The sequence below is a fragment of the Desulfolutivibrio sp. genome (assembly GCF_036584575.1).
Classification (GTDB): Bacteria; Desulfobacterota; Desulfovibrionia; order Desulfovibrionales; family Desulfovibrionaceae; genus Desulfolutivibrio.
Window position 1 is genome coordinate 1 of sequence record NZ_JAZHDB010000084.1, and the last position, 14,057, is coordinate 14,057.

Here is a 14,057-nt window from a genome sequence, read left to right on the forward strand (position 1 = left end):
GGCCAGGGGCTCGACCCAGGGGCGGGCCGGTTGCGGCGGCCGCCAGCGCAAGGCCCCCACGGGCGGTGCGGCATAGGGGATGCCCTGGTAGACCCCGTCGGAGCGGCGCAGGATCGGGCCCGACGCGGTGGCGATGGTTTCGGGGGCGGCCAGGGCCGGGCCGACCACGCCGAAGGTGGCCCAGCCGAGCAGCCCGAGGGCCAGGAGCAGGACGATCCGCGTGGTCTGGGGCGCGACAGGGGAGAGACTCGGGGCGATCCGTGGCGTCATGAAACCGTCCGAGGGCTTGGCGTCCGGGGACAAGGCGCGCATCGGATGTCGGGTCGTGCGGTCATGGGCGTTCCTGTGCTCCTTTGTCGATACAGCCGCAATCTCTTCTTTCCGCATCGTATCCATGCCCCGCCCATGAGAAAAAAACAAGGAGGGGCGGGCCTCTCGGGCTTTAGGCCCGGACCAGATCCACCAGCCTGTCCGCCGGGCAGGGCCGGGGCAGGGTGCAGTAGGGGGCGAAGAGTTCGAAGAAGTCTTTCGGCGCAAAGGCCCGCTCCGGGGCCATGACCCCCGTCCCGCTGGTCTGGCCGCGCAGATGCATGATGGCCCCCAGGGCCAGGGGGATGCCGGTCATGGTGGCCATGTCCGGCGGCGTGGCCCGAAGCGATGCGGCCACGGTGGCGGGCTTGCCATGGCGCGTCCCCTGGCCCAGGACGAAGAACAGCGGCAGCCTCGGCCCGTCCACCAGCCGCGACAGATGCGTCAGCAGGGCGCTGAAAAACCCCGCCTCAGCGGCGTTTTTGACCAGATCCCGTCCGGCCTCCTCCAGGGTCAGCTTCCCGGCGTCGATGGCGTCGCGGTAGGAGCGGAACATGCCGATCCAGGCCGAGGGCATGACCATGCCGCAGTGGGTGCGCCGGACCTCGGGCCAGGAATAATGGAAGGACACGGGCTCGGGATGGCCCACGGTGTAGATGGTCCGCCTGCCCCGGCCGGGATAGTCGATGACCAGGTCTTCCAGGGGACGGCCGTCCACCAGCGCGCCGTCGCGGCACTCCAGGATCGTGCCCGAGCACTGCTCCATCCAGTGGATCACGGCGGCGGAAAAGGCCAGGGTGTCATCGGTCTTCTCCTCGATGTTCCATCCAGCCACCAGCAGGTCGACCTTGTCCAGGTCGGCGCGGACCATGGCCCCGAGCAGGTTGTTGAGGCCCGGGCTTGCGCCCATGCCGATGATGGCGGTTGTGCCCGCCTGCCGGGCCGTGGCGTCCAGGTCGAGCATCTTTTTGGTCGGCTCGGGGTCGTCGCAGATGTCCAGATAATCCACCCCGGCCGTAATGGCCGCCTCAAGGATGGGCAGGCCGAAGCGGAAAAAGGGGCCCACGCAGTTGAGCACCACGTCGGCCCGGCGCATGAGCTGTACGAGGCGCTCCTGGTCGGTCACGTCGATGGCCACGGCCGTAGTCGCGCCCCGGCATTTGACGGCCGCCTTCTCGGCCTCGGTCGCATCCAGGCTGGCCAGGATCAGCGTCTCCACCTCGCTGAAGGCGGAAACGGTCTGGGCGGCCAGGCTGCCCATGGCCCCGGTCCCGAGAAGCAGTACGGTCTTGCCCATGATGGTGCGTCCTTCCGGCCCGGTCGTCGTGTGCGCCGGACCACGTTTCAGGGTTGTCGGCTGCTGGCGTGGCCCATGGCCCCGCCCGGTTTCCCTGGCTGAGAAATGGCGTGGACAGGTTGCTTCGGCCTCAGGGCCGGGGTTTTACTCCGTCAGCCGCTCTTTGCCCGGCCATTCGAACAGGCGCTTGAGGCGGGCCCAGAATTCTGGGCCCAGGATGAACAGGCTCACCACGAAAAGCGCCTCACCGGCCAGCAACAGATACAGGAGCGTCCTGGCGTCGGAGTCCCCCGGCCCGGCGAAAAGGAGCATCCCGATGGCGGCGTAGTAGGGGGCCAGACTGCCCAGCAACAGGGCGACGCCCAGGCCGTGGCGGAATTTTCCGATGGGTTTTGGCGGAGAAAGGGGCTTTTTGGAGAAGAAAAAGCCCTTGATCTTGTCTTTCACGGCCTGGATGAAGGGTTTGCCCAAAAGGGCCACGGCGGCCAGGAAGGCCAGTTCCCCGGAGGCCACGTACACCGCCCCGAGGGTGACGATTTCGGCCGTGTCCAGGGGCAAAAGGGCCACCAGTTCGATGGTGCAGATGGGGACGAGGCTGTAGATGAAAAGCCCCAGTCCCAGGCGGTATTTCCAATCCTTGCGAAGCGGCGGCGCGGCTGCGTCGTCTTTTTGCATGGCGGCCTCCCGGGGATGGCGTTTTTGTGTTGGGCAACCACGCGAAGTGTGCACCATGTTTGCGACGTTCAGGCAACGGCCCGTCTCATCGGCGTCGCACCATCACGGGAGGCGACGCGGCGTCCGGATCTGGATCACTCGGGCGTGGCCTTTATGGCCCGGGTGACCGCCATGGCCAGTTCTCCCATGTCCACGGGCTTGGACACGTAGGCGTCGATCCCGGCCGACAGGAATTTTTCCCTGTCTCCGTCCATGGCGTAGGCGGTCATGGCGATGATGGGGATGCCCGAGACGCGCGTGAAATCAGGGGACTGCCGGATGAGGCGGGTGGCCTCCAGGCCGTTTAGCACCGGCATCTGGATGTCCATGAGGATCAGGTCGTAATCGCCCTTTTTCAGGAGATCCAAGGCCTCCTGTCCGTCTGCGGCCGTGTCCACGGTGTGCCCGGCCTTCTCCAGCAGGCGCCTGGCCAGTTGCATGCTGACCTCGTCGTCTTCGGCCAGAAGCACCCGCAAGGGCCTGTCGTCCAGGCGCGGCCGGGCGGCGGGGGCCCCGCCGAGGAACACGGCCTCCCGGGGCAGCCGGAAGGGCAGGGAGAAGTGGATGGTGGCGCCCGACCCTCCCTCCTGGCCGCTGTTGTCGATGGTCAGCTCCCCGTCCATGAGGGTGAGAAGCCGTCGCACGATGGACAGGCCCAGGCCCGCCCCCTGGTAGCGCCGCACATACGAGGCCTCGCCCTGGCAGAAGGGCTCGAAGATGCGTTCCAACAGCTCGTCGGGGATGCCGATGCCCGTGTCCTGGACAGTGAAAAGCAGGCGCACGCGGCTGTCCTCCCCGCCGGGCAGCAGGGAGGCCTCGGCGTGAACCCGGCCGTGCTCGGTGAACTTGAGGGCGTTGCCGATGAGGTTGAACAGGATCTGGCGCAGCCTGGTCTCGTCGCCGACGAGGATCGGCGGCGTGCCGTCGGTGATGACGAAATCCAGGTCCAGGCCCTTTTCCTTGGCGGTCAGGCCGAAGATATCCAGAATGGATTCCTTGATGGCCGAAAGAGAAAACGGCGCCTCCTCGATGCGCATCCGGCCAGCCTCGATGCGGGACAGGTCGAGGATGTCGGACAGAAGGCGGGTCAGGCGTTGGGCCGAGGCCGAGGCCGCCTGGAGGTATTCGTTTTGTTCCGGGGTGGGCGAGGTGGTCGTCAGGAGTTGGAGCATGCCCAGCACGCCGTTTAAGGGGGTTCGGATTTCATGGCTCATGTTGGCCAGAAATTCCGACTTGGCGCGGTTTGCGGCCTCGGCCTGGTCCTTGGCCAGGACCAGGGCCTCCTCGGTCTGCTTGCGCTCGGTGGTGTCGCGGTAGATGGACATGTTCAAGGGATGGCCGTCGCGGTCCATCCTGCGCCCGGTGACCTCCACCCAGCGGACCTCCCCGTCCTTGCGCACGATTCGGAAGGCGTAACGCACCTCGTCGGCCTTGCCGGACAGGCGATCCAGGAGGCTTTGCCGCACCATGCCCCGGTCTTCGGGATGCACCAGGGACCACATCTGCCCGGGCGCAAGGGCGTAGATTTCCTCGGGCCCGTAGCCGAACAGCGCGCAGAAGGCCGGATTGACCCAGGAGAAGACCGGGGGCACGCCCTGCTGGATGGCGATGGCGTCCAGGGAGTTCTCGAACAGGCAGCGGTAGCGCTCCTCGCTCTCGCGTAGGGCCTCCTCGGCCGTGATGCGGGACAGGATGGCCTGCACGCTGGTCATGAAGGCCGTGATCTGGGTCACGTCCTGGGGGCCGTAGTCGGTGTCGCGGTTGGCCACGGCGGTCACCGCCACGACCTTGCCCTTTGACGACAGGGGAACCACCATCAGCCTGGACAGGGGGACGTGGCCTGCGGGACATCCCCGCTTGGCCGGATGCGGCGCGGCGTAGTCGTTGACCACCAGGGGCTCGCGGCGGCGCACGGCCTCGGCCCACAGCCCGGCCTCGGAAAGGGGGAAGTGCAGGGGGCTGTCCGCGACGGTGCAGCCCTCGATGGCCTCTCCGATCCAGGACTGAATGGTCACCACGGTTTCGGCCTCGTTCACCAGGCCGTAAAAGCCCAGGCCGCTTTCGGTCATTCCCACGATTTCGTCGAGGGCCCTGGTGCAGATGGTCTGGTAATCGGCGTTGGCCAGGGAGGAGATGCTCCACAGGGCCTCAAGACGCCTGTTGGCGGCGGTCAGGGCGGCCTCGGCCCTTTTCTGCTCGGTGACGTCCCAGACCGTGGAGACGAGGAGATTCTTGTCGGGGATGGGGATGTTGCGGGCGGTGATGAAGGTGGTCTCCTCCCCGGTCCGGGTGATGGGGATGTCGGCCCAGACCATGCGGGCCGGGTCGTGCGAGGCGCAATCCGCGAGCACCCGTTTCCGGATTATTTTCCGGAACCCGGGGTCTTCATAGACGGCCTCCCAAAAGGCGTCCGGCGAGGTCAGGGCTTGGCGCGTGGTGCGGTAGAACCTCAAAAAATTGTCGTTGAAATAGGTGAAGGTCACCTCGGGATCGACGGAGTTGACGGCGATGCCGATGGGCAGGTTGTCCATGATGGAGCGGATGAAGGCCTCCTTCTCCGTGATCAGGGCCTCGGCCCGGCGGCGCTCCTCGACCTCCGTCGACAGGTGCCGCGTCTTGCGGGCCACTTCGCGGCGCAGGCACCACAGCCACACGGCGGACAGGACGAGAAGGGCCGGAACCAGGATCATGAGCATGGAATGCATGTCCAGGGGGCGGCCGGGCAGGATGGGACCGAACCATTTGGCGTACAGGGCGTCGTAGACGCCGTTGGAAAAGACGATAGCCAACCCTTCGTTGAGGGAGGCCAAAAGTGCGGTGTCGCCCTTTTGCACGGCGAAGCAGAATTTCTGCTCAAACTCGGACAAGGGCTTCCGGGAAACCTTGAGACTCTCCTCCTGGCGGGCGCTGACGTCCACCAGATTTTTCAGCCCAAGCTTTCGGATGATCTGCAATCCCACCACCTGCTGTACGATGACCGCATCGTGCTTGCCATCGGACAGAAGCCGCAGGGCTTCTTCGAAGGAGTCGGTCAGGATCAGCTTGTCCGTCAGGTGCTTCCGGTCTGCGTATTCATGGGCCGTGTCCCCGCGCATGACCAGGACTTCCTTCCCGGCCAGATCGGCCTCGCTACGGATGGAGGTCTCCCCCCGGCGCACGAAGATGGCGCCCTGCATGCGCAGGTAGGGGGCGGTGAAGTCGTAGGTTTCGGCCCGCTGCGGGGAAGAGGACATCAGGGGCAGCACATCCAGCCTGCCGTCGGCCAGGGCCTGCTTGATGACGTGCCAGGGGGCCACGGTGAAGGTCACGTCCATGTTCATGGCCGCAGCCACGGCCCGCAGGAGCTCCACGGAAAACCCGTCGGCCCGGCCGTCCGGGGTGACGATGGCGAACGGCGGATAGTCCAGTTCGCTGGCGGAGCGCAATGTTCGGGGCGGCTGGGCGGCCTCGTCGACCGAAGCAGGGAGGTGGTCGGCCCGGGCGGCCTGGGGGTGGATGCCAATGCAGGCGAGCAGGACCGGAAGGGTGAGCAGAACGGCGCGAACAAGGTGGCGAGGCATGCGTCGGGCTCTCCTGGCTGCCTTGGGGAGGCAGTGTGGGGCGACGCCCCGGTTAGAGGTGCGGGCCAGGGATTCGGGTGAGCCGCATGTCTAGGGAAGACGCAGTGATCTCCACGCGCCAAACCACGAGGATATCCCACTATGTATAGATACCCCGTAGGCGTTCGGGCGTCAACCGGAGGCCAACGCGACGGCAGGGGGGCGCTTTACGCCGCTGTGGCAAGACGCTAAAATTATGTTAGTGAACCGGTCATCCTGTCCAGCAGACGGGGCACAAGACGTGCAGGGCCGGTTGCAACGGCCCATATTTTCGAAAGAACCCAACATGGGCGCGGCCCGTTCCCCGAAAGGTCCGGGGGGAGGAGTCATGCCAAGTCAGCGAGGGGTTGCAACCGGTGATGACCCTGGATATCCGCACCCTGTTTCTGGTTTACTCCATAGCCATGGCCGTGTCTGCGGCCGTGTTTCTCGGGCTGTACCGGATTCGTTTCGCGGACAAGAGCCCCCTGGCCTGGGGGCTGGGTTCGGCGGCCATCACCCTCGGATTCCTGCTTATCTTCCTGCGCGGGGTGATCCCGGCCTTTGTTTCCATCGTCATGGCCAACATGTGCATCGTGTTCGGCCACGGCATGTTTTTGTGCGGGATACGCCTGCTCATGGGGCGGCCGTCCTGGTGTCTTCCCGTGGCCATCGTGCCCTGCCTCATGGCTCCGCTTTTGGCCTGGTTCACCTATGTCGATCCCTCCCTGCCCATCCGCATCCTGATTGTCCGTCTGTTCATTTGCATTGTCTCCGTGCTGATCTGGCGGGAGCTGGCCGTTGCAAAGCCGATGCGCCCCGGGCGTCCGCAGCGGGTGGTGGCGGGGGTGTACGCTCTGGAGGGGGCGATCACGTTTTTTTCGGCCGTGATCGCCCCGTTTACGGAAACGAGGATCGATTTTTTCCACGCCAGCGCCTTCAATAGCGCGTTTCTTGTGCTGGCCAATGTCTTTATCCTGGTCAACTCCCTGGCCATGGTGGTGCTTTACGGGGAACACTACCGGCAGAAGCTGTCCGCCGCCAGGGACGCGGCCGAGGCGGCCAGCCGGACCAAGAGCCGTTTTCTGGCCCACATGAGCCATGAGTTGCGCACCCCCTTAAACGGCCTCATGGGCATGCTCGAACTTTCCCGCGACGCCGAAACCGAGGCCAAGCGGAGGGAGTTCCTCGATATCGCCGCCTCGTCCGCCCAGGGCCTGTTGACCATCATCAACGACATCCTGGATCTGTCGCGCCTGGAGGCGGGCAAGCTGGCCGTCAGTCCCGAACCGTTCGCCCTGGCCCCTGCCCTGGATGCGGTTCTGGCGCCCTTTGCGCGCATGGCCCAGGCCCAGGGCCTGGGCTTCGCCGTGCGCGTGGTCCCGGACGATGTCCGGATCGAGGCCGACGCCACCAGACTGCGCCAGATTGTCCTCAACCTGGTGGGCAACGCCCTCAAGTTCACGGGGAGAGGCCGCATCGACGTGGAGGCCCGGGTGTCCCCGGCCGCGCCGGGGGAGGGGCGGCTGACCCTGTGCGTAGCCGACACGGGATGCGGCATCCCGGCCGACATGCTGGAGCAGATCTTTGAGAATTTCAGCCAGGCCGACGCGGGGGCGCAAAAAGGCGGCACGGGCCTGGGTTTGACCATCAGCCGCCAACTGGCCCGGCTTTTGGGTGGAGAGCTGACGGTGTCGAGCGTGGCCGGGGAGGGGTCGCGGTTTTGCCTGGACATGCCGTGCCGGGTGCTCGATCCCGCCGTATGCGGGACGCCGCCCGACCCGGAGGCCCCGGCCGTCGATTTGGCCGGGCAGCCCGGGATGCGTGTGCTGGTGGCGGATGACTTCGAGCCCAACCGGCTGATCCTTGCCATCCAACTCAAAAAGGCCGGGCACCATGTGGTCGAGGCGGCCGACGGCGAGGCGGCGGTTCAGGCCGTGGCCGCCGTGGGCGCAACGGCCTTCGATCTGGTGCTCATGGATGTCGGCATGCCCGTCCTGGACGGGCTTTCGGCCACGCGCCGCATTCGGGCCGTTTCCGGAGCGCATCCGCCCATCGTGGCCGTGACCGCCGCCGCCCTGCCCGGCGACCGGGAACGGTGCCTGGAGGCGGGCATGGACGACTATTTGACCAAACCGCTGCGCCCAGGAGACTTGCACCGGGTGTTGCGCCGCTTTGCCCCACAGGGCCCGCCCCGGCCTGCTGCCTGGGCCGCTGGCCTGGCCCCTGCGCCGTCGGCGTCTTTTTCGGGCGCGACGCACATCGACTGGGTCTCTGCCTTGGAATATGCGGGCGGAAGGATGGAGGATCTGGAGATGTTGTGCGGCGTGGTGGATGAATTCATTGCCGAGGAGCGTGCGGCGTTGCACGCCGAGACGGCCGCGGGCGCTCTGGACGCCCTGCCGGACAGGCTCCATTCCCTGCGCCCGACGCTGGCGGGCTTCGGCGCGGCGGGGCTTGCCGCATTGACCTGGAACATGGAACGCGCCGCCCGGGAGGGACGTCGCGAGGACATCCCCGGGCTGGCCGTGGAACTGGAGAAGGGGCTGGCGGCCTTTCTGGCGGAACTGAACGCCCGGCGACCGCTGGCTCCGGATCGGCCTTGACCCGAACGCGCGCCGGGTCCGGGCTCTGGACAGGTCCGGGGGGGCGTCTCCACCCGGGGCGTCGACCGGAAACGCCGGGATGCGACCGGGCCTTATTCCCGTTTCACAAATACCTTCCCGCCGTCGGTCCTCAGCATCTCCGTGGCGTCCACATTGCCGTAAAGCTGGATCAGTTTGGCCACAAGCCCGGTCCAGCCCGTCTGATGGGCGGCCCCCAGGCCGTGGCCGTCGTCGCCGTGGAAAAACTCGTGGAAGAGCAGGTGATCCCGCCAATGGGGGTCGTTTTGGAACATGTCGCTGTCGCCGAAGATCGGCCGCCTGCCGTCCGCGCCGCGCCGAAACAGGCTGACCAGTCGCCGGGAAATCTCCCGGCTGACCTCGAAGAGGTTCATCATCACCCCGGAGCCGGTGGGGCATTCGATGACGAAGGCGTCCCCGTAATAGCGGTAATACTGCAAAAGCGCCCGGATGATGAGCTGGTTGACGGGCATCCACACGGGGCCGCGCCAGTTGGAGTTGCCGCCGAACATGCCGCTGTCCGAGTCCCCGGGGACGTAGGCCACGCGGTGTTCCTGCCCTTGGACGTGGATGCGGTAGGGATGGTCCCGGTGGTGGCGGGACATGGAGCGGATGCCGTAGGGGCTGAGGAATTCGTTTTCATCGAGCATGCGGGACAGGATGCGCCGCAACCTGCCCTCGTCCACCAGGGATAAAAGCTCCCGGTCGGCCACGCCGCGGTGGCCGGAGCCCAAGGGGTGCATGCTGTGCGCCAGTTCCGGCATGCGCGCAAGCCTGGCGTGCAAGGCGTCCATGATGTCCGGCACGCGGTCGCGCTGCCTTTTTTCGAGGATGGTGGCGGCGCACAGGGGCAAAAGTCCGACCATGGACCGGACCCTGAGGCGGCTTGCGCTGCCGTCGGGCAGGCGCAGCAGGTCGTAATAGAACCCGTCCTCCTCGTCCCACATGCCGTCCGGGCCCTGGCGGTTCATGCCCGAGGCGATCCACAGGAAGTGCTCCAGAAATTTGTGCAGGAGGTCTTCGCAGGCGGGATCGTCGCAGGCCAATTCCATACTCATCTCGATCATGTTCTGGCAAAAAAGGGCCATCCAGGCCGTGCCGTCGGCCTGCTCCAGGCATCCTCCGGCGGGCAGGCCCTTGCTGCGGTCGAAGACGCCGATGTTGTCCAGGCCTAAAAATCCGCCCTCGAAGACGTTTTTGCCGAAGCGGTCCTTGCGGTTCACCCACCAGGTGAAGTTGAGCAGAAGCTTGGTGAAGGCCCGCTTGAGGAAGTCCAGGTCGCCCCGGCCGGTGGCGGATTGTTCCGTGCGGTAGAGGAAAAGGGCGGCCCAGGCGTGGACCGGGGGGTTCACGTCGCTGAAGTTCCATTCGTAGGCCGGGAGCTGGCCGTTTGGGTGCAGGTAGTCGGCGCGCAGCATGAGCGTAAGCTGCTCCTTGGCGAAATCGATGTCCGCCAGGGACAGGGCGATGGCGTGGAAGGCCAGATCCCAGGCCGCGTACCAGGGATATTCCCATTTGTCGGGCATGGAGATGATGTGGTTGTTTTTCATGTGGAACCACTCCCGGTTGCGGCAGTGGCGGGCGTCGCCGCGCAGCGGGTGGGCCCCGCGCTCCCGCAGCCAGGCGTCCACATCGAAACTGTAGAACTGCTTGGTCCACAGCATCCCGGCTAGGGCCTGGCGCATGATGCGGGCCTCGTCCGCATCGGCCGTGGCCGGGATCACGTCGGCATAAAACGCATCCGCCTCCCGGATGCGCCGGGCGAAGATGGCCTCGAATTCCCGCCCGAAGGGGGTCTCGTCCAGGCGGCTGTAGGAGGCGCACAGCCTGAGCCGGACCTCGGCCGCCTCGCCCGGGGCGACTGTCAGATCGTAGTGGGCGCAGGCCTTGGTGCCCGTGCGGGCGGGGTTGACGGCATCGGCCCGGCCGTGGACCAGGAAGGCGTCGAAGGCGTCCTTGACGTAGGGGGAGGCGTTTTGTCGCCCGAAGAGACGCTCGGTGTTGGTCTCGTTGTCCGTAAAGAGCAGTTCGTAGCCGCCGTCGCAGACCAGCACATGCCCGGGCAGCCGGGCCGCCTCCTCCGGGTCGGCGTGCCGGGCCAGGAGGGCCTGCCGCCCCTGGGCGTCCATGGCCCGTATTTCAGGCTTGGCGCCCCCTCCCGGCCAGGACCAGGTGTTGCGGAACCACAGGGTGGGCAAAAGATGCAGCCGGGCCGCCTCCGGTCCCCGGTTGTGGACGGTGATCCGGACCAGCAGGTCGTCGGGCGCGGCCTTGGCGTATTCCACGAACACGTCGAAATAGCGATTTTCCCGGAATATGCCGGTGTCGGCAAGCTCGTACTCCGGTTCGGCGCGCGACCGGGCCGCGTTGGTGCGGACCAGATCCTCATAGGGAAAGGCCGCCTGGGGATACTTGTAGAGGTACTTCATGTAGGAATGGGTGGGCGTGCTGTCGAGGTAGTAATAGTATTCCTTGACGTCCTCCCCGTGGTTGCCCTCCTCGTTGGCCAGGCCGAAGAGCCGTTCCTTGAGGATGGGGTCGCGGCCGTTCCACAGGGCCAGGGCGAAGCACAGCACCAGCCGGTCGTCGCTTACGCCCGCCAGGCCGTCCTCGCCGTGGCGGTAGGCCCGGGACCGGGCCTGGTCGTGGGGGAAGGCGTTCCAGGCGTCGTCCGTTTCGCTGTAGTCCTCGCGCACGGCGCCCCACTGGCGTTCGCTCAGGTAGGGGCCGAACCGTTTCCAGGCGGCCCGCCCCTCCCGGGCCTCGGCCAGACGTTTTTCTTCGGCGTTCATCGCGCTTCTCCCGTGATAGTGATGCTCCAGCCCGTACCGCGCCTGGCGCAAAGGGGCGCTCCAGGCGGTGCAGCCGACCAAGCGAGTCCTCTCCAAACCGTGTCCAGAGGCCAGCTCCCGGTCAAGATGAGGCGTCGATCCGCTGGCCGCCCCCCGGGAAGGCCGAACCCTCCCGGGGAGGGCTGCGCGATGTTCGGACTACCGGCCAAACAGGGCCGCTTTGCCGAGTTCCTTCTCGATTTCCAGAAACCGGTTATACTTGCACAGCCGTTCGCTCCGGCACACCGAGCCGGATTTGATCTGCCCGCCGTCCATGGCCACGGCGAAATCGGCCAGAAAGGAGTCTTCGGTCTCGCCCGAGCGGTGGGACATGAGGAAACTCCATCCAGCCTTGCGGCACAGCTTCACGGCCTCCACGGTCTCGGTGACGGTGCCGATCTGATTGAGCTTGATGAGAACGGCGTTGCTGGCCTTTTCCCGGATGCCCCGCTCGATGAACCGGGTGTTGGTCACGTAGATGTCGTCGCCGACGATCTGGATACGGTCGCCGAGAACCTGGGTGAGGGCGGTAAAGCCCTGCCAGTCGTTTTCGTCCAGGCCGTCCTCAAGAAGGATGATCGGATATTTTTCCACCCAGGAACGCCACAGGGCGATCATCTCGTGGCTGGTCTTGATCCCCTGGCCGGATTTCTTCAGGTTGTAGGCCCCGTTTTCAAAGAAGGAGGACGCCGCCGGGTCCAAGGCCAGGGCCACATCCTTGCCGGGTGTGTATCCGGCGGCCGTGATGGCTTCGAGGATGATTTCGCAGGCCTCTTCGTTGCTGCCCAGGTTGGGCGCAAAGCCGCCTTCGTCGCCCACGGAGGTCGCAAGCCCCTTTTTCTTCAGGATGCCCTTGAGGGCATGGAATGTCTCGGCGCCGTATCGGATGGCCTCCGCAAAGCACGGAGCGCCGATGGGGGCAATCATGAACTCCTGGAAGTCAACACTGTTGTCCGCGTGTTTGCCGCCGTTGAGCACGTTCATCATGGGCACGGGGATGCGCACGGCGTTGGCGCCGCCGAGATAGGCGTACAGGGGGAGTTCGCAGGCTGCGGCCCCGGCCCGGGCGCAGGCCATGGACACCCCAAGGATGGCGTTGGCGCCGAGTTTGGATTTGTTCGGGGTTTTGTCCATTTCGAGCATCAGACGGTCGATCTCGGCCTGCCGGGCGACATCCATGCCCACAAGGGCCGGGGCGATGATGTCGCAGACGTTTGCAACGGCCTTTTGCACACCAAGGCCGCCGTAGCGTTTCGGGTCGCCGTCGCGCAACTCCACGGCCTCGTTTTCCCCGGTGGAGGCGCCGGAGGGGACGGATGCCTGGGTGATGGTTCCATCGCAAAGCTCGACGAAGACACGAACGGTGGGGTTACCCCTGGAATCCAGGATTTCCATGGCGTCGATACGGTTGATGGTACGATACATCAAGGCCTCCTCGATGGTTGGGGTTCGTTTCAATATCCGGCCAGTCCGCGCAGGACGGCATCCCTGTCCACCATGCCGAGCAGATGTCCCTCCTCGTCGGCGACAACCAGCCGCCGGACCTTTTTTTCCACCAAAAGCCGCACCACCTCGGCCAGGGGGGCGTCGGGGCGCAGGGTGAAGACCTCGGTCTTCATCACCTCGGCGGCGACGCCAGCCAGTTCCTCCTGGTCGGCGGTTTTTCCCGACAACGCGGCCAGCACGGTCTGAAGTATCCCCGGCTTGTTGCGCCTCGCGACCACGACCACCATATCCCGGTCGAGAACAATACCCTGGATTATTCCGTGATCGTCCACAATGACCACCCGGCGAAGCGGCGTTGCCAGGAGCTTTTCAAGCACCTCGCGAAGCGGCGTGTCGGGACGCGCCGTGGCCGCCTCCGTGTACATGACGTCCCGGGCGGTTTTTTTGATCCCGGGCGGCAGGGAGGACAGATGCTCGTTGACGCCAGCGGCCTTGCCGATGGCCCGCAGGACATCCACCCGGCTGACAATGCCCATCAGGTTCCCCGAGTCGTCAAGGACGGGGAGCCGTTTGAGTTCCCGCTTGGCCATGAGCGCCAGGGCGTCCGGAACCCGGGTCTTGATGTTGAGGGTCATAACCGGCGAGGACATGACCTCTTTCGCCGTGAGCCCCTGATAGTCCAGGCAACGGATATGCTCCTTTCTCAGGCTGTCGGGAAGCTGGCTTTGGATGTCGAGGCGAAGCGGCATGCCCGCCCGTTTGATGAGGTCGCCCCCGGTGACGATCCCCACCACCCGTTTGCCGTCGAGCACCGGCACGGCCTTCACCTGGCGGTGAAGCAGCAGTTCCACCACGTCCGGGAGGGGCGTGTCCGGGGTGACCGTGGCCACGTCGGCCTGCATCACGTCCCGGATGCGCATGGGCAGATGAAAAATGGCCCGGGCCTCCTCCAGGACGATGGTTCCCTCGTGCGTCAGGGCCTCGGCCACGGGCAAAAAATCCGCGATGCGGGCGGGGGTGTCCACGATCTCCACAATGACCGGCAGATCTTCGGAGAGGCGCAGGATCTTGGCGGTGTGCAGCAGGCTGTTGGCCCCGAAGCCCATGAACCCCCGGGCGACCGTGGCCCCGGCCAGACCGCGTTTGCGGGCCTCGTCCACCAGACATTCGTACAGGGGCTTGCCCTCGTGCATGGCGGTCTCGCCAAGCAGAATCCGCAGAACCTGGACAGGGATCAACGAGTGCATAGCGGCCCTCC

At 65.8% G+C, this 14,057-nt stretch carries 8 protein-coding genes; 1 reads left to right on the forward strand and 7 read right to left on the reverse strand.

Annotated elements, in window-relative coordinates; genetic code table 11:
- The 4 genes from V3572_RS06320 to V3572_RS06335 form a co-directional block, all read right to left on the reverse strand.
- A partial coding sequence (locus V3572_RS06320; protein ID WP_332110133.1) for a carboxylesterase family protein occupies nucleotides 1-270 on the reverse strand: 270 nt, incomplete at its 3' end.
- Between the two features lie 172 nt (nucleotides 271-442).
- On the reverse strand, nucleotides 443-1,606 hold the full coding sequence (locus V3572_RS06325) for a saccharopine dehydrogenase family protein (RefSeq protein ID WP_332110134.1): 1,164 nt from the start codon (nucleotides 1,604-1,606) through the stop codon (nucleotides 443-445).
- A gap of 144 nt (nucleotides 1,607-1,750) precedes the next feature.
- A complete protein-coding gene (locus V3572_RS06330; protein ID WP_332110135.1) occupies nucleotides 1,751-2,281 on the reverse strand; it encodes a transporter suffix domain-containing protein in 531 nt (176 codons plus the stop codon).
- Nucleotides 2,282-2,415: 134 nt separating this feature from the next.
- The gene (locus V3572_RS06335) at nucleotides 2,416-5,880 is read right to left on the reverse strand and encodes a transporter substrate-binding domain-containing protein (protein WP_332110136.1); all 3,465 of its coding nucleotides are present in this window, start codon (nucleotides 5,878-5,880) and stop codon (nucleotides 2,416-2,418) included.
- Nucleotides 5,881-6,278: 398 nt separating this feature from the next.
- Here V3572_RS06335 and V3572_RS06340 point away from each other — a divergent pair, with 398 nt between their 5' ends.
- Entirely contained in the window at nucleotides 6,279-8,504 is a 2,226-nt protein-coding gene (locus V3572_RS06340) for an ATP-binding protein (RefSeq protein ID WP_332110137.1), read from the forward strand.
- A gap of 92 nt (nucleotides 8,505-8,596) precedes the next feature.
- On the opposite strand, the gene V3572_RS06345 is transcribed toward V3572_RS06340, so the two are convergent.
- The 3 genes from V3572_RS06345 to V3572_RS06355 all read right to left on the reverse strand — a co-directional run bounded on the left by V3572_RS06345 (nucleotide 8,597) and on the right by V3572_RS06355 (nucleotide 14,046).
- A complete protein-coding gene (locus tag V3572_RS06345) occupies nucleotides 8,597-11,314 on the reverse strand; it encodes an MGH1-like glycoside hydrolase domain-containing protein (RefSeq protein WP_332110138.1) in 2,718 nt (905 codons plus the stop codon).
- Between the two features lie 198 nt (nucleotides 11,315-11,512).
- Nucleotides 11,513-12,778, reverse strand: a complete 1,266-nt coding sequence (gene eno / locus V3572_RS06350) for a phosphopyruvate hydratase (protein ID WP_332110139.1) — start codon at nucleotides 12,776-12,778, stop codon at nucleotides 11,513-11,515.
- 29 nt (nucleotides 12,779-12,807) lie between these two features.
- Nucleotides 12,808-14,046, reverse strand: coding sequence for a DUF190 domain-containing protein (locus V3572_RS06355; RefSeq protein ID WP_332110140.1), 1,239 nt, complete (start codon nucleotides 14,044-14,046; stop codon nucleotides 12,808-12,810).
- Nucleotides 14,047-14,057 lie beyond the last annotated feature (11 nt).

Coding starts and splice junctions, on each gene's coding strand:
- V3572_RS06325 (WP_332110134.1), bottom strand. CDS start 1,606: ATGGGCAAGACCGTACTGCTTCTCGGGACCGGGGCCATGGGCAGCCTG.
- V3572_RS06330 (WP_332110135.1), bottom strand. CDS start 2,281: ATGCAAAAAGACGACGCAGCCGCGCCGCCGCTTCGCAAGGATTGGAAA.
- V3572_RS06335 (WP_332110136.1), bottom strand. CDS start 5,880: ATGCCTCGCCACCTTGTTCGCGCCGTTCTGCTCACCCTTCCGGTCCTG.
- V3572_RS06340 (WP_332110137.1), top strand. CDS start 6,279: ATGACCCTGGATATCCGCACCCTGTTTCTGGTTTACTCCATAGCCATG.
- V3572_RS06345 (WP_332110138.1), bottom strand. CDS start 11,314: ATGAACGCCGAAGAAAAACGTCTGGCCGAGGCCCGGGAGGGGCGGGCC.
- eno (WP_332110139.1), bottom strand. CDS start 12,778: ATGTATCGTACCATCAACCGTATCGACGCCATGGAAATCCTGGATTCC.
- V3572_RS06355 (WP_332110140.1), bottom strand. CDS start 14,046: ATGCACTCGTTGATCCCTGTCCAGGTTCTGCGGATTCTGCTTGGCGAG.